19 protein-coding genes and 1 pseudogene are annotated in these 21,977 nt (G+C 31.2%); 11 read left to right on the forward strand and 9 right to left on the reverse strand.

The window, feature by feature from the left end; all coding sequences use genetic code 11:
* Nucleotides 1–23 precede the first annotated feature (23 nt).
* A complete protein-coding gene (gene rlmF / locus Q8S45_RS10675) occupies nt 24–932 on the reverse strand; it encodes a 23S rRNA (adenine(1618)-N(6))-methyltransferase RlmF (RefSeq protein ID WP_305604534.1) in 909 nt (302 codons plus the stop codon).
* Nucleotides 933–1,047: 115 nt separating this feature from the next.
* Between rlmF and Q8S45_RS10680 the strand changes: the two genes are divergently transcribed.
* Genes Q8S45_RS10680 through Q8S45_RS10695 form a run of 4 tightly spaced genes read left to right on the forward strand, consistent with a single transcriptional unit; the run spans nt 1,048 to nt 4,123 of the window.
* Nucleotides 1,048–1,626, forward strand: a complete 579-nt coding sequence (locus Q8S45_RS10680) for a TetR/AcrR family transcriptional regulator (protein WP_305604536.1) — start codon at nt 1,048–1,050, stop codon at nt 1,624–1,626.
* A 3-nt stretch (nt 1,627–1,629) separates the two neighbouring features.
* Nucleotides 1,630–2,295 (forward strand): NAD(P)H-binding protein, encoded by a 666-nt coding sequence (locus tag Q8S45_RS10685; RefSeq protein ID WP_305604538.1) that lies wholly within the window; start codon nt 1,630–1,632, stop codon nt 2,293–2,295.
* Between the two features lie 21 nt (nt 2,296–2,316).
* Nucleotides 2,317–2,949, forward strand: coding sequence for a nitroreductase family protein (locus tag Q8S45_RS10690; protein ID WP_305604540.1), 633 nt, complete (start codon nt 2,317–2,319; stop codon nt 2,947–2,949).
* Nucleotides 2,950–2,962: 13 nt separating this feature from the next.
* Nucleotides 2,963–4,123: an iron-containing alcohol dehydrogenase gene (locus Q8S45_RS10695; RefSeq protein ID WP_305604542.1), complete on the forward strand. Its 1,161-nt coding sequence runs from the start codon at nt 2,963–2,965 to the stop codon at nt 4,121–4,123.
* Nucleotides 4,124–4,583: 460 nt separating this feature from the next.
* On the opposite strand, the pseudogene Q8S45_RS10700 reads toward Q8S45_RS10695, so the two are convergent.
* The 3 genes and pseudogenes from Q8S45_RS10700 to rsmI all read right to left on the reverse strand — a co-directional run.
* Nucleotides 4,584–4,709 (reverse strand): annotated as a pseudogene (locus Q8S45_RS10700) (16S rRNA (cytidine(1402)-2'-O)-methyltransferase); the annotation flags it as partial.
* A gap of 157 nt (nt 4,710–4,866) precedes the next feature.
* Nucleotides 4,867–5,850, reverse strand: coding sequence for an aldo/keto reductase (locus tag Q8S45_RS10705; protein WP_305604544.1), 984 nt, complete (start codon nt 5,848–5,850; stop codon nt 4,867–4,869).
* An 18-nt stretch (nt 5,851–5,868) separates the two neighbouring features.
* Nucleotides 5,869–6,543, reverse strand: a complete 675-nt coding sequence (gene rsmI / locus Q8S45_RS10710) for a 16S rRNA (cytidine(1402)-2'-O)-methyltransferase (RefSeq protein ID WP_305604546.1) — start codon at nt 6,541–6,543, stop codon at nt 5,869–5,871.
* Nucleotides 6,544–6,854: 311 nt separating this feature from the next.
* On the opposite strand from rsmI, the gene aspS reads away from it, so the two are divergent.
* The 5 genes from aspS (at nt 6,855) to Q8S45_RS10735 (ending at nt 13,549) form a co-directional block, all read left to right on the forward strand.
* Entirely contained in the window at nt 6,855–8,603 is a 1,749-nt protein-coding gene (gene aspS, locus Q8S45_RS10715; protein WP_305604548.1) for an aspartate--tRNA ligase, read from the forward strand.
* Between the two features lie 178 nt (nt 8,604–8,781).
* A complete protein-coding gene (locus Q8S45_RS10720; protein WP_305604550.1) occupies nt 8,782–10,551 on the forward strand; it encodes a TrkH family potassium uptake protein in 1,770 nt (589 codons plus the stop codon).
* A 16-nt stretch (nt 10,552–10,567) separates the two neighbouring features.
* A complete protein-coding gene (locus Q8S45_RS10725) occupies nt 10,568–11,254 on the forward strand; it encodes a TrkA family potassium uptake protein (RefSeq protein ID WP_305604552.1) in 687 nt (228 codons plus the stop codon).
* A gap of 246 nt (nt 11,255–11,500) precedes the next feature.
* Nucleotides 11,501–13,291: a chloride channel protein gene (locus Q8S45_RS10730; protein WP_305604553.1), complete on the forward strand. Its 1,791-nt coding sequence runs from the start codon at nt 11,501–11,503 to the stop codon at nt 13,289–13,291.
* 24 nt (nt 13,292–13,315) lie between these two features.
* Nucleotides 13,316–13,549: a hypothetical protein gene (locus Q8S45_RS10735; RefSeq protein WP_305604555.1), complete on the forward strand. Its 234-nt coding sequence runs from the start codon at nt 13,316–13,318 to the stop codon at nt 13,547–13,549.
* A 130-nt stretch (nt 13,550–13,679) separates the two neighbouring features.
* On the opposite strand, the gene Q8S45_RS10740 is transcribed toward Q8S45_RS10735, so the two are convergent.
* Entirely contained in the window at nt 13,680–14,129 is a 450-nt protein-coding gene (locus tag Q8S45_RS10740; protein WP_305604557.1) for a nucleoside deaminase, read from the reverse strand.
* A gap of 60 nt (nt 14,130–14,189) precedes the next feature.
* Here Q8S45_RS10740 and dxs point away from each other — a divergent pair, with 60 nt between their 5' ends.
* Complete coding sequence (gene dxs, locus Q8S45_RS10745) at nt 14,190–15,959, forward strand: 1-deoxy-D-xylulose-5-phosphate synthase (protein WP_305604560.1); 1,770 nt, start codon at nt 14,190–14,192, stop codon at nt 15,957–15,959.
* Nucleotides 15,960–16,013: 54 nt separating this feature from the next.
* On the opposite strand, the gene Q8S45_RS10750 is transcribed toward dxs, so the two are convergent.
* From Q8S45_RS10750 to Q8S45_RS10760, 3 genes are all read right to left on the reverse strand, one after another.
* Complete coding sequence (locus tag Q8S45_RS10750; protein ID WP_305604562.1) at nt 16,014–17,567, reverse strand: aldehyde dehydrogenase family protein; 1,554 nt, start codon at nt 17,565–17,567, stop codon at nt 16,014–16,016.
* A gap of 128 nt (nt 17,568–17,695) precedes the next feature.
* Nucleotides 17,696–18,901: an outer membrane beta-barrel protein gene (locus Q8S45_RS10755; protein WP_305604563.1), complete on the reverse strand. Its 1,206-nt coding sequence runs from the start codon at nt 18,899–18,901 to the stop codon at nt 17,696–17,698.
* A 12-nt stretch (nt 18,902–18,913) separates the two neighbouring features.
* Nucleotides 18,914–19,453, reverse strand: a complete 540-nt coding sequence (locus Q8S45_RS10760; protein ID WP_305604565.1) for an RNA polymerase sigma factor — start codon at nt 19,451–19,453, stop codon at nt 18,914–18,916.
* A gap of 88 nt (nt 19,454–19,541) precedes the next feature.
* Here Q8S45_RS10760 and Q8S45_RS10765 point away from each other — a divergent pair, with 88 nt between their 5' ends.
* On the forward strand, nt 19,542–20,522 hold the full coding sequence (locus Q8S45_RS10765; protein ID WP_305604567.1) for an acyl transferase: 981 nt from the start codon (nt 19,542–19,544) through the stop codon (nt 20,520–20,522).
* 136 nt (nt 20,523–20,658) lie between these two features.
* Here the strand turns inward: Q8S45_RS10765 and tyrS are convergent, their stop codons facing one another.
* Nucleotides 20,659–21,945 (reverse strand): tyrosine--tRNA ligase, encoded by a 1,287-nt coding sequence (gene tyrS / locus Q8S45_RS10770; RefSeq protein ID WP_305604569.1) that lies wholly within the window; start codon nt 21,943–21,945, stop codon nt 20,659–20,661.
* Nucleotides 21,946–21,977: the final 32 nt, after the last annotated feature.

Below are 21,977 nucleotides of genomic sequence, written 5' to 3' on the forward strand. Positions count from 1 at the left end.
TTCAGCTTGAACCTTTATTCTTTTTACCAATTACTTTGCTCTTCTGCAGATAAAAAAGTCCAAGCAACAACTCGAGTAACTTTATTACCATGATGCATTGGAATAGTTTTAATTTCGGTTGCTCCTAATTTTTTTAAGGAAGCATACATACTTTCAGCATTTTCTTTTTTGGAAACCAAGGTTGTATACCAAAAACAGTTTGTTTTAAACATGGAACTTTCATATAAATACGTATGAATAAATGCTTTTTCACCGCCTTTATACCATAATTCTTGTTGTTTTCCACTAAAATTTCGAGTTTTAGCATCATTCCCTAAACCTTCCAATTTTCGAGCATTTGCTTCCATAGCTTCCTCTTGTGAACCATAAAAAGGAGGATTACACATAGCTGAAGAAAACTTACTATCTCTTTTAACTATTCCTTTTAGCATTTGAGTTGAATCTGGCTGATTTTTTAATTGAATAAAATCAGACAGGTTATTCTTTTTAATAATCTTTTCGGCTCTATCCAACGATTTTTTATCAATATCAGTGGCTATAAAACTCCAACCATAAACGGCGTTTCCTAATAAAGGATAGATACAATTTGCACCTGTACCTATATCTAAAACAGAAATATTTTTAGTAATTCCAGAATTGGCCAATAAGTCTGCTAAATAATGAATATAGTCCACTCTTCCAGGAATTGGAGGACACAAATTATCGTCTGGAAAATCCCAAAATGAAATATTATAATACTTAAACAACAATGCAGTATTTAATGCTTTTACGGCTTTTGGATCCGCAAAATTAATAGTTTCAGTAGTATACTTATTTACAAATACAAATTCCTTTAATAATGGGTATACTTCAATCAGCTCAGTAAAATGATATCCATTTTGATGAATATTTTTTGGATGCAGTTGTTGACCATTGTTACTTTTATTTCCCATAATATGTAAAAGTACTAAATTTTATATTTAACATAATTTTATATTCACAAAATGAATGATCATTCATTTTGTGAATAATTTTATATATATTTGCCACGGTAATTAAAATAAATTAATGGCTATTCGACAAAAATGTGATAAAAAACGCTTTGCTTTATTAAACGCAACGCTTCATTTAGTTAACAATCAAGGATTTCACGACGCGCCTATGTCTAAAATTGCAAAAATGGCCGAAGTGTCTCCTGCAACTATTTATATTTATTTTGAAAACAAACAAGATTTAATCAATCAGTTATATTTAGAAATGAAAGCATCATTTAGTGCTTTTGCTTTCAATAATTATAACGAAGAAACCTGTGTAATGGAAAGCTTTAAACAGATATGGTTTAACATTGCTAACTTTAAACTAAATAAAGTTGAAGAAGCTAATTTTTTATCACAGTGTGACAACACGCCTATGATTGATGATGCCATTAAACGTGAAGGGTTAAAACATTTACAACCACTACTCGATTTATGGGAAAGAGGGAAAGAGGAAAGTGTTATTAAACCCATTTCGCCCTATTTATTGTATGCATTTACAATTTATCCACTGGCATTTTTAACAAATAAACAATATAAAACTAGCTGTGAGTTAAATCAGGAAAAATTAAATGACGCTTTTCAAGCCGCTTGGGATAGTATAAAACTATAAGATATGGAAAAAACTGCTATTATTTTGGGAGCAACCGGATTAACTGGCTCAATTCTTTTAGAAAAATTACTAAAAGATGAACGATACAAAACCATCAAATTATTTTCGCGAAAAAAAATAGATGGATTGCCTTTAAAAGTGATTCAGTACACAGAGGATATTATAAATTTAGAAACCTTTAAAAGCTATTTTAAAGCCGATGAGGTGTTTTGTTGCATAGGTACAACTGCTAAAAAAACACCTGATAAAACAATTTATAAAAATATAGATTATGGAATTCCTGTAGCTGCGGCAAAGTTGGCTAAAGCAAATAATATCAGCACTTTTATAGTAGTTTCGGCTTTGGGTGCCAATGTAAAAAGCAGTATTTTTTATAACAAAACTAAAGGTGAAATGGAACGTGATGTGTTACAACAAAACATTAAAAACACTTACATTTTGCAACCATCCATTATTGGAGGAAATAGAACCGAAACCAGAATTGCAGAAAAAATAGGATTGACAATTTTTAAATTTATTCAACTTTTATTTATTGGGAAATTGAAGAAATACCGAATAATAGAAGCCGAAACAATTGCGCAAGCAATGGTGAATTTAACAAATACTAAGCCTTCAAAAGAAAATAGAATTACATCAGATAAAATTAAAGAAATCGTAAAAAATAAGTAACTAAAAGTATAAATTAAAAATATGGAATTATTAGACAAATTAAATTGGAGATATGCCGCAAAAGCAATGAATGGTGAAAAAGTATCTCAAGAAAAAATTGACAATATTATTGAGGCTGCTCGTCTGGCTCCAACCTCAAGTGGTTTGCAACCTTTTGAAATAATTGTGGTAAAAAACCAAGCAACTAAAGAAGCTATTAGACCTGTGGCTTGGAATCAATCTATGATTACAGATTGTTCTCATTTATTGGTATTTGCCGCTTGGGATACTTATACTGAAGACAGAATTAATAAAATGTTTGATTTAACAAATGAGGTTCGCGGTTTTAAAAACGAAGGTTGGGAAAATTACCGTCAAATTTTACTGAGCAATTATCCACAAAAAAATGCTGAAGAAAACTTTAATCACGCTGCAAGACAAGCCTATATTGCGTTTAGTGCTGCTATAATTGCTGCAGCTTATGAAGGTGTTGATACAACACCAATTGAAGGATTTGATCCAGCTGCAGTTGATAAAATTTTAGGTTTACGTGAAAAAGGGTTGAGAAGTTGTGTCCTGCTTCCAATTGGGTACAGAGATACTGAAATAGACTGGTTAGTTAACCTTAAAAAGGTAAGAAAATCTACAGAAGATTTAGTAACAGTTGTTGAATAAAAATTTAAACCATATGAATAATTTTCAATTTAAAAATCCGACTAAAATTCTTTTCAGAAAAGGTCAAATTGAAAATCTTTCAAAAGAAATTCCTGAAAACGCAAAAGTTTTACTACTTTATGGTGGAGGAAGCATCAAATCTAATGGAATTTACAATCAAATTAAAAAAGCAATTTCATCTTTTGATATTGTCGAATTTGGTGGCATTCCTGCCAATCCTGAATATGCTGTTTTAATAGACGCTTTAAAAATAATAAAAGATAAAAACATTACTTTTTTGTTAGCTGTTGGTGGTGGTTCTGTAATTGATGGAACTAAATTTTTAGCGGCGGCAGCTTTATTCGATGGAAATTCTCCTTGGGATATTTTATCAAAAAACATAAGAACACAAAAAGGTATGCCTTTTGGAACTGTACTTACGTTACCAGCAACAGGTTCAGAAATGAACTCTGGAGCTGCAATTACACGCAGAGAAACCAAAGAAAAATTAGTTATGGGCGGTCCGGGATTGTTTCCTGTGTTTTCTATATTAGATCCAGAAGTTGTAAAATCGATTCCTCAACATCAAATTTCAAATGGATTAGCAGATGCCTTTACTCATGTTTTAGAACAATACATGACCTATTCAGTAGATGCAAAATTACAAGATAGATTAGCTGAAAGCGTAATGCAAACATTAGTTGAAGTTGCCCCTGCAATTTTAAAAGATACGTCTGATTACAAAGCTTCATCAAACTTTATGTGGAGTTGTACCTTGGCTTTAAACGGATTAATTCAACAAGGTGTTCCTTCAGATTGGGCAATTCACATGATGGGGCACGAATTAACAGCCTTGTTTAGAATAGACCATGCTAGAACTTTGGTAATTATTGCCGGAAGTCATTACACCTATAACCTTGCAACTAAAAAAGAAAAGTTGGCACAATATGCCACAAGGGTTTGGAATGTTTCCGAAGGTTCTGTTGAAGAAAAAGCATTGATTGGCATCAAAAAAACAACTGAGTTTTTTCAATCTTTAGGTATTAAAACCAGGTTATCAGAATATACAGATGATTACAAAGGCACAGCTCAAATAATTTCAAAACGATTTACTGAAAGAGGCTGGTTAGGTTTAGGGGAACATGGAAAAGTTACACCAAGCGATGTTGAAAAAATTGTTGAAATGAGTTATTAAAAAATAAGCCAACTTCAAAAAAAGAGGACAAAATTCAACTTAGCGAATTTTGTCCTCTTTTTTTGAATAAAATATCAATAATTAGTACTTAAAATAATCCTAATAAAAATCAAATACACATAACCTCTTAATTTCGTGATGTTTATGTTTTGATTTATTCTGTCCTTTTTTGAATTATGATTATCATATAGATTTATTAAATAATTAAGTTAAACGAACTTCTGCGTAAAATTCTTCATGTCTTAAAAAAAATAATCTACAGATTTAGTTTAGCATAAAATATTTAAAATATGGAATTCATCGATAAAAATTACAAGGATTTAATTGCATTTACAATCATAATCATTTGTTTAATAGCGTTAATTTTTAAGAATAAACAATCAACTGGCTTATCACAAACCCTAACTTATATAATTACAAGTTGTTTAGGTTTTTTATTTAGGGGTAGCTTATGAATAACCTACTTCTTCCCTCCAACAACAATAACAAACTCACCTTTTGGATCTTTTTTTGTAAAGTGTTCTATAAGTTCTGCAACAGAACCTCTAATGGTTTCTTCATATAGTTTGGTGAGTTTTTGAGAAACTTTTTGTAAAGCTTCTATTCTATTTATCAAACTATTCATACGTGAAAAATTTATCCATAACCTATTCGAGCTTAAAAAATGTATTATTTTATGCTTAATTATTTAAAAAAGAAGGTTGAATATTTTTATCCATAAAAAAAATAGAGACATCGGTTATTTACCACAAATGATGCACTTCCTTTTTTATGTATTTTTTATAAATGGCATTTACTTTTTCCACATCACTTTCTAAAAGAGGGGTTGCGGAAAATGTGTCTAAATTAGACAGCAATTGGGAAACGCTTGAAGCTCCCGGAATAATGCAACTTACCTCCTCAAAAGCCAAAATCCACTGCAATGCTTTGTGCACCAAGTTTTGATCTTTAAAAATATGTTTCAATTCTTCTACCGCTTGTAAACCAAGGTCAAAATCAATTCCCGAAAAAGTTTCTCCTTTGTCAAAAACTTCGCCTTTTCTATTAAAAAATCGGTGGTCTTCTTCAGAAAAAGTAGAATTTTTACCAAATTTACCCGTTAACAAGCCACTTGCTAGGGGTACACGTGCAATAATACCCACATCTTTGGCTTTTGCTTCCCTAAAAAATAATTCGCTTGATCGCTGACGAAACATATTAAAAATAATTTGAACCGTACTAACGCCCGGATATTCAATCGCTTTTAAAGCTTCCTCCACATTTGCCACACTTACACCATAGTTTCTAATTTTTCCTTCTTTGGTAAGAACCTCAAATAACTCGAAAATCTCTGGACGATAATATACCTCTGTTGGTGGGCAATGCAACTGAATTAAATCTATACGCTCTACCCCAAGATTAGATAAACTGTTTTCTACAAATTTTCTTAAAACTGCCGGTTGGTAAGCAGAACTCACATGCGGATCTAAGAATCTGCCACATTTAGTGGCAATATAAACCTCTTCCTTCCTTGAACGTACTACTTTACCCACGATTTTTTCGCTTAGTCCGTCGCTATATACATCAGCAGTATCTAAAAAATTAACTCCGTTGTCAATGGCAATATTAATAATTTCTTCTGCATTTTTTTGATTGAATTCACTTCCCCATTTTCCTCCAACCTGCCATGTACCTAAGCTAATTTCTGAAACTTTGAGCCCTGTTTTTCCTAATATTCTATAATTCATCTTTAAAAAATTTAATTATTATTTCTTTCCTCCAACTACAACTACAAATTCACCTTTTGGATCTTTTTTTGTAAAGTACTCTATAAGTTCTGCAACAGTTCCTCTAACCGTTTCTTCATATAGTTTGGTGAGTTCTCGTGAAACTGAAATGGGTCTGTCTTCTCCAAAATATTCACCAAAATTGGTAAGTGTTTTTAGCAATTTATGTGGAGATTCATAAAAAATCATTGTTCTGGTTTCTTCTGCTAAATAAGTCAATCTAGTCTGCCTGCCTTTTTTTACTGGTAAAAATCCTTCAAAAACAAATTTATCATTTGGCAATCCGCTATTTACAAGTGCTGGAACAAATGCGGTTGCACCTGGTAAACATTCAATTTCAACATCATTTTCTATACAAGCACGTGTTAATAAAAAGCCTGGATCAGAAATTGCAGGTGTCCCTGCATCAGAAATTAGAGCAATTGAATCTCCATTTTTAATTCGTTGAACAATATTAGCAACCGTTTTATGCTCATTATGCATATGATGGCTGTACATATGAGTTGAAATTTCAAAATGCTTTAATAATTTACCACTTGTACGCGTGTCTTCAGCTAAAATTAAATCAACTTCTTTTAAAACTCGAACAGCTCTAAAAGTCATATCTTCTAAATTTCCGATGGGCGTTGGTACTAAATATAGTTTTGAATCCAAAGTTTTAAGTTTTAAGTTCAAAGTTACAAAGATTTTGATAAGATTTAATGTTTTGATTTTTAACAATAAGCGAGTTTGTTTAAATGAAGCCATTTAACTTTTGACTTTAAACCTTTTTAACTTTATAACTCTAATTTTGCGTTAAGGATTAAGGCTTTTGTTTGAGCTCCTTTTTGCTATTTTCAGCAAAAAAAGCGAGAGCCGAAAGCCTGACATTTGCATTTTCAAATGGAGCGCCCAAAAAAAGAAGGATAACTTATAAAACTAGCTGCTAATTCATTAAATTTGCACATTCTTATAAAAAAACAACCATGTATAGAACACATTCAAACGGAGAATTAAGATTAGAAAATGTAGGTCAGGAAGTTACTTTGGCGGGTTGGGTGCAAAAAACACGCGATAAGGGTTTTATGATTTGGGTAGATTTGCGTGACCGATATGGGATTACACAACTTATTTTTGATGCAGACAGAACTTCAAAAGAAATGGTTGAAGAGGCTAAAACATTAGGTCGTGAATTTGTGATTCAGATAAAAGGTGAGGTTATAGAACGTGTTTCAAAAAACAAGAATATCCCAACTGGTGAAGTTGAAATTTTAGTAAAAGAATTGACTGTTTTAAATAAATCATTAGTTCCGCCTTTTACAATTGAAGATGATACTGATGGTGGTGACGAATTACGAATGAAATATCGCTATTTAGATATTCGAAGAAATCCTGTTAGGGAGAATTTAATCTTCCGTCATAAAGTAGCAATGGAAACTCGTAAATACCTTTCTAATGAAGGTTTTATTGAAGTTGAAACACCCGTTTTAATTAAATCTACTCCTGAAGGAGCTCGTGATTTTGTGGTTCCAAGCAGAATGAATGCTGGTCAGTTTTATGCTTTACCACAATCGCCTCAAACTTTTAAGCAATTGTTAATGGTTGGTGGATTAGACAAGTATTTTCAAATTGTAAAATGCTTTAGAGATGAAGATTTACGTGCCGACAGACAACCAGAATTTACACAAATTGATTGTGAAATGGCATTTGTAGAACAAGAAGATGTTTTAAATGCATTTGAAGGCTTGACCCGTCATTTATTAAAAGAAATTAACGGTGTTGAGGTTACAAAATTCCCGCGGATGACCTATGATGAAGCGCTAAAAAAATACGGAAATGACAAACCAGATATTCGCTTTGGAATGGAGTTTGGAGAATTAAATGATGTTGCTAAACATAAAGATTTTAGCGTTTTTAACAATGCTGAATTAGTTGTTGGAATTGCAGTTCCGGGTGGAAATATTTATACAAGAAAAGAAATTGATAACTTAATAGAATGGATTAAAAGACCACAAGTTGGTGCTGTTGGAATGGTGTATGTCCGTTGTAATGAAGATGGAACTTACAAATCATCTGTCGATAAATTTTATACAGAAGAAGATTTGGCTAAATGGGCTGAAATTACAGGAGCTAAAGCTGGCGATTTAATTTGTGTTTTATCTGGGAATACCGATAAAGTACGTACGCAATTAAGTATTTTACGTATGGAACTTGCAAATCGATTAGGCTTACGAAAACCAAATGAATTTGCGCCTTTATGGGTGGTAGATTTTCCATTATTAGAATGGGATGAAGATTCAAAACGTTTTCATGCAATGCATCATCCGTTTACTTCTCCAAAACCTGAAGATATGGCCTTATTAAATACCGATCCTGCTAAAGTTAGAGCAAATGCGTATGATATGGTTTTAAATGGAAATGAAATTGGTGGTGGTTCTATTCGTATTCACGATAAAAAAACACAAGCTTTAATGTTCGATCATTTAGGTTTTACGCCTGAACAAGCAAAAGATCAGTTTGGATTTTTAATGAATGCTTTTGAATTTGGAGCACCTCCACATGGTGGATTAGCTTTTGGATTGGACAGGTTAGTAGCTATTTTAGGAGGACAAGAAACCATTCGTGATTTTATTGCGTTCCCAAAAAATAACAGTGGTAGAGATGTTATGATTGATGCTCCTTCAAAAATTGATGATGCGCAATTAAAAGAACTATGCTTAAAAATTGATTTATAAAAAACATTAAATAAAAATTGGTATTCAATAAAGGCTCTCAATCATTCCTATTCTAAAATTATTTTGATGAGTGTCTTTTTAGGTGTTAAATTTTTAATTCTATATGCATTTAAAACGTAATTTTCACTTTTAAAAATAAAGATTTAAAATTTCTATAAAAAATTAAAATCCAAATAAATTGAAAAGGGATTTCAAAGATTTTTTTAATATTAAGTTACTTTATAAACTGGCCTTTTTATTAAGTCTATCTGGTCTATTTATTTTAATTTTCGATTTTGGTTTTGACCAACCAACAACTATACAAAATAAAATAAATGGCTTTTTTTTAACCGTTTTATGTATTGGGATATTTACAACCGTGTTACGATATCTTACACAGGGGAAAAATATAGAAGCAAAAGTGATTCTTTTTGACTCTTTAAGTATCATAATTACCCTTTTAGTTATTTATTTTCACTTCTTTTCAGAAGAAGCCTACCGCCAAGTAACATTTTTATATAGCGATAATTGGATAAAAATTACCATTCTTCTAACTTTTATAAGAGAATTTTCAGAACAAAAAATTAATTATAAAAGAACATTGTTGAACCCAGCCCAACTTTTTATAATTAGTTTTCTTGGAATTATTTTTCTTGGAACATTATTACTAATGTTACCTAATGCAACTTTTAAGGGAATTTCTTTTTTAGACGCTTTATTCACTTCAACCAGTGCAGTATGTGTAACAGGCCTTATTGTGGTAGACACTGGCACCTATTTCACACAATTTGGACAAACCATTATCTTAGTTTTAATTCAAGCTGGTGGTATTGGGATACTTACTTTTGCAAGTTATTTTAGTTACTTTTTTAAAGGTGTCTCTTCCTATGAAAATCAATTGGTTTTAAGTGATTTAACAAATTCTGAAAAAATTGGTGAAGTTTTTAGTATTTTAAAAAAAATACTTATAATTACTTTTTCCATTGAAATACTAGGCGCATTTTTTATTTATTTTAGCTTAAATAACTCCTTATTACCAACATTTTTTGATCGAAGTTTCTTCGCTATTTTTCATTCAATTTCAGCTTTTTGTAATGCTGGTTTTTCAACGCTAACAGCAGGTCTTTATGAAACTGGTTTTAAGTTTAATTATGGGTTGCAATCAATTATCATTTTATTATTAACTATTGGTGGTTTGGGGTTTCCTATAATTGCAAATTTGATAAAATATTTAAAATACCATGTTGCAAATAAAATTTTAGACTTTAAAAAAAGTAAAATGCTATACAAACCATGGGTATTAAGTTTAAATAGTAGAATTACTTTAATAACCACATTTTCATTATTAATTTTAGGAACTGTTTTCTTTTATTTAAGTGAATATAACAATACACTTGTTGAGCATCAAGGAATTGGAAAATTTGTCACTGCTCTTTTTGGGTCTGCTACACCTAGGACAGCTGGGTTTAATACTATTGATATGAATGCCTTAAATATAGCAACTGTTATGATGACCATTTTACTTATGTGGATTGGTGCTTCGCCAGCTTCGACAGGAGGAGGAATAAAAACAAGTACTTTTGCAATAGCAATATTTAACTTTATTAGTCTTGCAAAAGGAAAATCAAGAATTGAAATCTATCGTAGAGAAATTTCTGATATCTCTGTAAGACGAGCTTTCGCAACTATTATGTTATCGTTAATTGTGATAGGATTTGGAATTATTGCAATTTTAGTATTTGATCCAGATAAAGAATTATTAGGTATTGCATTTGAGTGTTTTTCAGCATATAGTACTGTTGGGTTAAGTTTAGGGATTACTGCGAGTCTAAGTGCGCCTAGCAAATTGATAATTATTCTAATCATGTTTATTGGTAGGGTAAGTATGTTATCAATTCTAATAGCTATATTTAAAAAAGTAAAGCATAAAAATTACAAATATCCAACGGAAGAGATAACCATAAATTAATTTAAACAAACGCATTATGAAATTTTTAATTATAGGCCTCGGAAATTTTGGCGCTTCACTTGCTGAAAAATTAACAAATCAAGGTAATGAAGTAATTGGAATAGATTCTAGCATGATTAAAGTTGATGCATTAAGAGAAAAAATTTCTCATACTATTTGCATGAATGCTACAGATGAGTTTACTGTATCGGGTTTACCATTAAAAGACACAGACGTTGTTATTGTTGCAATTGGTGAAGATCAAGGTGCAAATGTGATGGCTACAGCTTTATTTAAAAACTTAAAAGTTAAACGACTTATAAGCAGAGCTATTAACCCATTACATGAAATGGTTTTAAAAGCACTTGGTATTGATGAAATTGTACATCCAGAAGAAGAAACGGCGGAACGATGGTCAAAAAAGCTATGTTTAAAAGGAGTTATAGACTCTTTTGAGTTAAGTGACGATTTTAGCTTAGTAGAAGCAAATGTTCCTGTAAGATATGTAGGTAGAAAAATTGAAGAATTAAATTTCAGACAAAAATATGCTCTATTAATTTTAACAACCATTAAAAAAACAGAAGTAATTGGTAAACTAGGAACCCATATCACTGAGAAAAAAGTGCAAGGAGTTGCCTCTGGCGAACTTATTTTAGAAAAAGATGAAATTATGGTAATTTATGGGGCTAATAAAGACATCCAACGATTTTTAAAAAGTAATTAATCATAACTTTTTCATTTACTAAATTAAATAATTAAGACAGTGCTAACCTCTAATAATTCTGATATATTTAATTACGATTTTGATTGGTGGCAGCCAAGCAAGAATAAAATAATCGAAGGAATTAAAGACGAGTGTTGTGAAAAGTACAAGAAAAAAAAAGAAAAGCGTTGCAAAAATTGCCCAAATCGAACCTAGAAAATAATAAATTTAGGTACTTTTACACTTTCTTTTTTTTATAAAAAATAAATGCCAAACAAGTCAGAAGTTTTATTTCGTAAATTCTTAAAATGGAGATATCAACACATCTCTAACAAGCAATTTATCCATATTGCCAGCGCAGTTATTGGTTTGTTAGCCGGTCTTGGCGCGGTTGTATTAAAAAACTTTACCCACTTTATTCAAGAATTATTAGAAGGAAAATTTATAAAGGAAATTCATCATGCATTCTATTTTATTTTTCCAGTTTTTGGTTTGTTAATTGTTCTTCTAATAAAGAAATATATCATTCGTAAAAAAGTAGGTCACGGAATTCCTTCAACTTTATATGCTATTTCAAAACTTAAAGGAATTTTACCTAAGCATCAAATGTGGGCATCATTAATTACAGCACCTCTAACTGTTGGTTTCGGTGGTTCCGTAGGTTTGGAAGGGCCAACTGTTGCTACAGGTGCCGCCCTTGGATCAAATTTCGCGCGATTATTTCATTTAAATCAAACCACTAGAACATTACTAATTGGTGGTGCTGCTGCTGGTGCAATGTCCTCTATTTTTAAAGCCCCAATTGCTGCAATTATTTTTGCTGTAGAGATTTTTAGCTTAGAACTCACTTTAGCATCAATGATTCCTCTATTATTGGCTTCAATTACAGCTGTTTTAACATCTTATTTCTTTTTTGGAGATGAAGTATTACTTCATTTCATTTTACAGGATAAATTTGAATTCAGTGATGTGTCTTTTTATATTCTGTTAGGTGTTTTTTCGGCTGCTATTTCAATTTATTTTAGTAAAGTTTTTTTTGGTGTTGATTCGTTTTTTAAAAAATTTTCCAATATCTATAAGCGTTTGCTAATTGGAGGAATTTTACTTGGAATCATTATTTATTTTGTGCCACCTCTTTTTGGTGAAGGCTTTTCAACTATTAATAATGTATTAAAAGGAAATATAACTGAAGTTGTTAGGAATAATATTTTCCAAAGTGCGGTTGATAATATTTTTATAATTATTGCACTGCTTATTGGATTAATTTTATTTAAAATTGTGGCAAGTTCAGTCACTTTTGGTGCTGGAGGTGTAGGTGGAATATTTGCACCAACCCTTTTTACCGGTAGTATTACTGGGTATGTTTTTGCTTTAATAATAAATACAAGTAACTTGTTTAACCATCAATTATCATTAACAAATTTCGCAATGGTTGGCATGGCAGGTTTAATGGCAGGAATTTTACATGCCCCTTTAACAGCTATATTTTTAATTGCCGAAATTACAGGAGGTTACGAATTATTTGTACCTTTAATGATTGTTGCTTCAATTTCATATATCATTACAAAAAAATACATTCCTCATAATATTTACCACAAACAATTAGCTGAAAAAGGACAATTATTGACTCATGATAAAGATAAAAATGTGTTGATGATGTTGGATTTAGACAAATTGATTGAAACGGATTTTGTTCTGCTAAACCCTGAAATGACTTTAGGAGATGTAGTAACCAAAGCTGTTGCAAAATCTTCTAGGAATCATTTTCCTGTAATAAATGAAGAAAATGAATTTTTAGGAATCCTTACTATCAATGATATTAGAAGTATTATGTTTAATCAAGAATTATATGAAACAATAAAAGTAGCAGATTTAATGCATGATGGTTCCGATATTATTTATTATGAAAAAGATTCGGCCGAAGCAATTTTAGAAAAATTTAAACGATGTTCTGCTTGGAATTTAGTGGTGTTAAAAGATGGTAAATACTTTGGATTTATTTCAAAATCTAGACTCTTGACAGCTTATCGAAGAAAATTGATTGATGTTACAGCTTAAATGTAATTTATAAAAATTTGAAAAATGAAAAATATTATTATTATAATTTTGATAGTGGTTATTTCAACCCTTGTTTATGGTTTTTACATTAAATCAAACAGTGATCCAAACGGTGAAATAATAATAGGAATTGCAGTGTTGTCTATCGCCTTTATTTTAATGCCGCTATTTATTTATCATAGATATAAAAACAAAAACATGAGCAATTTTAGGTTGGATAAATGGCTTGACGAATTAAATAAAAATGAGAAAAAATAGTTAACAGTATTTTAGTGTACAGTCGCAGTTTATAATTACATTTTTCGCTAAAATATTCAACTTTTCGCTAAAAAACCATTGCCTATTTGCCTATTGCCTATTTGCCCAATGACTTTTACCTAAAAAAACACTAATTCCAATTTCTTTTTTCAATAAAAAATCTTTTCATTATTTCTGCACATTCTACTTCCAAAATTCCTCCTAAAACCACAGTTTTTGGATGCAAGGTTGTATTCAAAACATTAAAACCTCTTTTAAGTTCAGAAGCACCATATACAATTTTACCTAATTGTGCCCAATAACTTGCACCAGCACACATCTGGCAAGGTTCTAGAGTAACATATAATGTGCATTCAATTAAATATTTGCCACCTAAAAAATCAGCTGCGGCAGTAAATGCCTGCATTTCTGCATGTGCTGTAACATCTGTAAGGGTTTCTGTTAAATTATGAGCACGTGCAATAATTTGATTATTCATAACAATAACTGCTCCAACCGGCACCTCATTTTTATCATAAGCCAATTGCGCTTCTTGCAATGCTTTTTTCATAAAATACGTGTCGTCAAAAGGATTTATCATACTTCAAAAGTAATTTTTTTTAATTCAACTAACAATTTAATTATTGTAGTTTTGTATACAATGATTAAAAATTTGTTAGCACATATTAATAGTCCGAAAGATTTGCGCAAACTTTCAAAAACCCAACTCCCTCAGTTGGCGTTAGAATTGCGTAATTTTATTATAGATATTGTTGCAACAAAAGAAGGTCATTTAGGCGCAAGTTTAGGTGTAGTTGAATTAACTATTGCGCTTCATTATGTATTTGACACTCCAAATGATTTATTGGTTTGGGACGTTGGTCACCAAGCATACGGACATAAAATTTTAACCGAAAGAAAATCGGTTTTTCACACAAACCGACAGCTTAAAGGAGTTTCTGGTTTCCCAAAAATAAGTGAAAGCAAGTATGATGCTTTTGGAACTGGGCATTCTTCAACCTCCATTTCTGCAACGTTAGGGATGGCTTTGGCTTCAAAAATTAAAGGTGATTTTAATAAACACCATATAGCAGTAATTGGAGATGCATCCATTGCCAGCGGCATGGCTTTTGAAGGTTTAAATCACGCTGGAGTAACCGATGCTAATTTATTAATAATTTTAAACGACAATGCAATGGGGATTGATCCAAGTGTTGGTGCTTTAAAAAACTATTTTACAGACATTAAGGCTGGTAAAAAAGTTAGAAAAAACAATATTATTGAAGCCTTAAATTTTAACTATTTTGGACCAATTGACGGACATAATATTGACGAGATTATTACTGAATTAGAACGATTAAAAACCATAAAAGGTCCTAAATTTTTACACATTATAACCACCAAAGGCAAAGGATTAGAGCAGGCCGAACAAGATCAAGTCACTTACCACGCTCCAGGAAAATTTAATAAATTAACAGGTAATTTAATAGTAAAAGAAAAAAAAGAAGAGCCTCCAAAATATCAAGATGTTTTTGGAGAAACCTTGGTTGAATTGGCTAGATTGAATGACAAAATTGTTGGAATTACACCAGCAATGCCAACAGGTTGTTCTTTAAAATTAATGTTAGATGAAATACCTGAAAGGGCTTTTGATGTGGGTATTGCCGAACAACATGCGGTTACTTTAGCGGCAGGAATGGCAACGCAAGGTTTAATTCCGTTTTGTAATATTTATTCAACCTTTTTACAGCGCGCTTACGATCAAATAATTCATGATGTAGCCTTACAAAATTTACCTGTGATTTTTTGCATAGATAGAGCTGGAATTGTTGGTGAAGATGGAGCAACACACCACGGAATTTTTGATATTGCCTATTTGAGATGTATACCTAACTTGGTGATTTTTGCACCTTTAAATGAAGTTGAATTACGTAACATTATGTACACTGCACAATTGGAAATAGATTTTCCATTAGCCATTAGATACCCACGAGGAAGAGGAACTATTATAGATTGGAAACAGCCTTTTTATAAAATTGAGATTGGTAAAGGAAGTTGTATTGCCAAAGGTGATGAAATAGCTATTTTAAGTATTGGCACAATAGGAAACAAAATAATTGAAATTCAAGAATATTTTCCAAAAAATAAAGTTGCTCATTACAGTATGAGATTTATAAAACCTATGGATGAATCACTACTTCATACCATTTTTACCAATTTTAAAACTATTGTTACTATTGAAGATGGTACTGTTATTGGCGGATTTGGAAGTGCTATTCTAGAATTTGCATCAAAAAATAATTATACTAATTCTGTAAAAAACTTGGGTGTTCCTGATACTTTTATTGAACATGGCTCCATAGAAGAATTATGTGATACTGTTCATTTATCAAATCAAAAAATTCTAGAATTTATTGTTAACTTATCATAAAAAAACACTCATTAAAATAAGTGTTTTTTACAATTCTGTATTTTTAATTCAATTTTACAAATCAAATTTAATTCCTTGTGCTAAAGGAAGTTCTGTTGTGTAATTAATGGTATTTGTTTGACGTCTCATATAAATTTTCCAAGCATCGGAGCCAGATTCTCGTCCGCCGCCAGTTTCTTTTTCACCACCAAAAGCGCCTCCAATTTCTGCGCCTGAAGTTCCAATATTTACATTAGCAATACCACAATCTGAACCTGCTTGAGACAAAAATTGTTCTGCTTCACGCAAATTATTAGTCATTATTGCAGATGATAATCCTTGAGCTACGCCATTCTGAATTTCAATGGCATTTGTAACATCTCCTGTATATTTCATTAAATACAAAATTGGTGCAAAAGTTTCATGTTGCACAATTTTAAAATCGTTTGATGCTTCAGCAATTGCCGGTTTTACATAACAACCACTTTCATAACCAATTCCACTTAAAACACCTCCTTCAACTAAAACAGTGCCTCCTTCTTCAACAACTTTTGCTAATGCTTGTTCATACATTTTAACAGCATCTTTATCAATTAAAGGCCCAACGTGATTGTTTTGATCCAACGGATTACCAATGCGCAATTGTTTGTATGCTGCAACTAAGGTGTTCTTTACTTTATCATATATAGATTCATGAATAATTAATCTACGAGTAGAAGTGCATCGCTGTCCCGCGGTTCCTACAGCACCAAATATTGCTCCAATAATACTTATCTTAATATCGGCGTCTGGTGTTATAATAATTGCATTGTTTCCTCCTAATTCTAATAAAGATCTTCCCAAACGTTCGGCTACTGTTTTAGCCACAATTTTTCCCATTCTGGTAGAACCTGTTGCTGAAATTAAAGGAATTCTTGGGTCGTTAGACATAAATTCCCCAACCTTATAATCACCGTTTACTATACAAGAAATTCCTTCTGGCAAATTATTTTCTTTTAATACTTCAGTCATAATATTTTGACAAGCAATGCTGCATAAAGGTGCTTTTTCTGATGCTTTCCAAACACAAACATCGCCACAAATCCAAGCTAGTGCCGTATTCCAACTCCAAACAGCTACTGGAAAATTAAATGCAGAAATTATACCTACAATTCCTAACGGATGGTATTGCTCATACATTCTATGACCAGGTCTTTCGGAATGCATTGTTAAGCCGTGTAATTGTCGAGAGAGTCCAACAGCAAAATCACAGATATCTATCATTTCTTGTACTTCGCCCAACCCTTCTTGCAAGGATTTTCCCATTTCATATGAAACAAGTTCGCCTAAGGGTTGTTTTAAAGCTCTTAGTTTATCACCAAATTGTCTCACAATTTCTCCACGCAAAGGGGCTGGCTTTAATCTCCAACTTTTATATGCAGTTTGAGCAGTTTCCATCACTTTTTCATAATCTTCTTTGGTTGTTGTGCTCACTTTTCCAATTAACTTTCCATCAACAGGTGAATAAGATGCAATTACAGCGCCTTTTCCAAAACTATTAACTCCAGTTGAAGTGCCTTGATTTAACTCTTTTACTCCTAAAAGTTTTAGAGATTGCTGTATTTTTTGAGCTATTGTTGAAATTTCCATAAGTTGATTTAATTTTAATTTGAAGAGACAAAACTACGAATAATAATAACTATAAAATGAAAAGCCATTTCAAATCTGAAATGGCTTTCTTCATTCAATATTTGGTAACCAACCAAATAATAAACCAACTAAAACTTATAATTTAAACCGGTATAAACTCCTAAATAGTATGGCTGAAAACTTCCAGCATTTTTAGAAAAGGTATTTGTTTGAACTTTAAACATTGGTGAAATGTTTATGTATAAATTTTTATGAATTAAATAATCTACATCAACTCCTATATTTCCACTAAAATTAACAGATCTTAAATTGTTTGAAGATCCTAAACTTTGAGAAAAACTATTTGTTTCTATAATAACCTCATCATTATTAAGTAACAGGGTGCTAAAACCTCCAACTACATTTATGCCTAATTTACCATCATTAATACTGTATTTAACTTCAACAGGAATTTCAATGTATCCAAATACTTGGTTCATTCTTCCTACATTATCCAAGGTGCTCAACACTTCACCAAAAGCTTGTTTTGAAGCAATTTCATTTTTAGATTCTAATGGAATAGCAGAAAGGTTAGAAAAACCAACAACACCATTACCTGAAACCACATAAATATTATTAGTGGTATATCCTAAACTAATTAAATTAACACCCGATTGCAAACTAAATTTATCGCTAATTTGATATGCGAATTTTACTCCATATGAATAGGAGGTGTTTGAAGAAGTTGAATTATTTTTAAATTGCTCATCAACCCCAGATCCTCCACCAAAGGAATTAAAATAAATAGGTGCAAAAATAGTCGAAACTGTAAATTTATTTGAAGAAATTTGTTGATTTGAAATATGTTTTGCTTCCTTTTTAGCTGCAAAAAAAGTTTTTTTAGGAACAATTTCTTGCGTTTTAATAATTTTTTTATTACTCTTTAATTCAGCCTTAGATTCTGAAATAGGCTGATCCTCTTTTCCAATTTGTTTCGCTATATTTTCAGTCTTTTTGTTTTTATCTAAGGTATTTATATCCTTTTTCGAATTTTCTTTTAAAGGAATCTTTTTATTTTCAACATCCTTTGTTTCATTTTCTTTTGATTTTGAAACAATTGGTAATATTTTGGAAGTAAAAGTGCTGTTAGGTAATAAATAAATAGTACCAATACCAAAAATCATAACAAAAACAGCAGCAATACTAGCAATTTTGAACCAAAAAGGTAATCCTCTTTTTACAACAGTAGGTTGTAATTGTTTTTCAATGGCATCCCAAGATTTATAAGGTGGCAAAACCTCATAATCTTTTAATCTTTCTTGAAAGATTCTATCTATGTTCTTAAAATTATTCACCTTGTCTATTTCTTAAATCGACTGTTGTTTTTGTTGATATGCTTCAATTTTTTGCTTTAAAATTCCCCTAGCTCTTGCTAAATTAGATTTAGAAGTTCCTTCTGCGATTAAAAGCATACTAGAAATTTCTTTGTGTGAATAACCATCTAAAACGTACATGTTAAAAACTAATCTGTACCTCTCTGGTAATTCATTAATTAGATTCAATAAAAAATCTAAAGAAATTTCAATATCATCGTCAACATCAACAATAACTTCGTCTGGTATATCCTCTGTTACAATATTTAAAACTCTCTTTTTTCTATACTTTAGCAAAATGGTGTTTACCATAACCCTTTTTAACCATCCCTCAAATGATCCCTTAAAATTAAACTGCCCAATTTTACTAAAAATGGTAATAAAACCATCTTGAAAATTATCTTGAGCCTCTTGTTTATTTTTAGAATATTTAAGGCATATAGAAAATAACTTACCCGCAAAAAGCTGATAAATTTCTTCTTGTGCAACTCTGTCATTCTTTGCACATTTTTTTATGAGTTTATTTAAACCCAAATAGCTAGCTTTTAATTGTTAAATAGATACCATCAAAGACAATTGGTTGCGTAAATTTACATTACTTTTGTATTGTTTCCCAATTTTTATGAATAGAAATCGCATTTTTAATATTAGCAATCCTATTGAATTTGAGAATACTGCACTCGAAATATTCCAATTTCAAGCTAAAAACAATACTATTTACGCCTCTTTTATAACTCATTTAAAGCAAAACCCGACTAAAATAGACGCCTTTCACAAAATTCCGTTTTTACCCATTCAGTTTTTTAAATCGCACCGAATAATTGCTTCAAAAGATACTGTTCAGGAAGTTTTTTTAAGTAGCGGAACTACAGGAATGAAGCAAAGTAAGCATTTTGTTACGGATGTTTCTTTATATAAAGAAAGTTTTCAAAAAGGTTTTCAGCATTTTTATGGAAATATTGAAGATTATACCATTTTAGCCTTGTTACCTTCCTATTTTGAACGTAATGGGTCGTCTTTAATCTATATGGTAAATGATTTGATTCATCAATCAAAAAAACCAACAAGTGGATTTTACCTCAATAATTTAGATGAATTATTTAAAAATTTAACCGAATTAGATAAAAAAGGCGAAAAAACCCTGTTAATTGGAGTTTCATTTGCTTTGTTAGATTTGGTTGAAAAATATAAATTCAACCTAAAAAACACTATTGTTATGGAAACTGGTGGAATGAAAGGGAGAAGAAAAGAACTCATTAGAGAGGAATTACACCAAATTTTATGCGAAGGTTTTGGAATTTCTAACATTCATTCAGAATATGGAATGACCGAATTATTGAGTCAGGCATATTCTAAAGGTAATGGACTATTTTCCTGTCCGCCCTGGATGAAAATTTTAACACGAGATACTGAAGATGCCCTTACAATTTTACCAAATGGAAAATCGGGCGGAATTAATGTTATTGATTTAGCAAACATAAATTCTTGCTCATTTATTGCTACCCAAGATTTAGGAAAAACATACCAAGACGGGACTTTTGAAGTGTTAGGCAGGTTTGATAACTCAGATATTAGAGGATGTAATTTAATGTTGTTGAAGTGAGTTTTAAAATTGAAAGTTTGAAGATTGAAAAGTCAAATGTTTAAGGCTACAATTACCAAATCAAACATTATTACAAACCTTTCGACTGTCACTCAAGACAGGCTAAAAGGAGGCAATATCCTACTCTTAACAAAGTTTAAATAACTTTCAATAAAAAGTAACTTTTTTTACCGCGTTGCAATAACACAAATTTATCAGCTATTAAATCGGAAATGGTAATCACAAAATCTTCGGTTGCTTTTTCTTTATTAACTGAAATAGAATTTTCACTTAAAGCTCTTCGAACTTCTCCATTCGATTTTAAGAAACCTGATTCAGAAAATGCAGACACAATTCCTAATCCGTTTTCAATAGCCGAACGCTCAATTTCCGCTTGAGGTACTCCATCAAAAACATCTAAAAAAGTTTGTTCATTCAAGCTTTTTAAATCTTCAGCCGTTGAATTTCCAAATAAAATACTGGAAGCTTTTATAGCATTATCATAGGCTTCAATTCCATGGGTCATAATAGTCACTTCTTCACCAATTTTCTTTTGAAGTAACCGTAAATGTGGTGCTTGTTTGTGTTCAGCAATTAACACTTCAATAGTATCTTTATCTAAAAAAGTAAAAATTTTAATATAACTTTCAGCATCTTCATCTGATGAATTTAACCAATATTGATAATATTTATAAGGCGATGTTCTGTTGGAATCTAACCATATGTTTCCTCCGGCAGATTTACCAAATTTAGATCCATCTGCCTTGGTAATTAATTTGCAGGTTATGGCATATGCTTTCCCTTGTACTTTTCTTCTAACCAGTTCAGTTCCAGTAGTAATATTTCCCCATTGGTCTGAACCTCCCATTTGCAATACGCAATTTTTTTCTTTGTATAAATGTAAAAAATCGTATCCTTGAAATAATTGATACGTAAATTCAGTAAAACTCATTCCGTTTTGTGAATCGGAATCCAATCGGTTTTTAACCGAATCTTTTGCCATCATATAGTTAACAGTAATGTGTTTTCCTATATCACGCACAAAATCGATTAATGAAATATCTTTCATCCAATCGTAATTATTAACTAATTGAGCCGCATTCTCAGAAGTACTGTCAAAATTTAAAAAACGAGCCAACTGTTCTTTTACACCAGCTACATTTTTGTTCAATGTTTCTTCATCCAATAAATTTCGTTCATCCGATTTTCCAGATGGATCACCGACCATTCCAGTGGCTCCACCAACCAATGCAATTGGATTATGACCAGCTTTTTGAAAATGCATCAATAAAATAATAGGAACTAAACTTCCAATATGAAGAGAATCGGCGGTTGGATCAAATCCAATATAGCCTGTAGTTTTATGTTTTAATAAATATTCTTCAGTTTCAGGCATAATGTCATGTAACATTCCTCTCCAACGTAATTCTTCAACAAAATTCATTTTATGTTTTTAAAATTTTAGCAAAGATAAAA

This window comes from Lutibacter sp., from assembly GCF_030692605.1.
GTDB lineage: Bacteria > Bacteroidota > Bacteroidia > Flavobacteriales > Flavobacteriaceae > Lutibacter.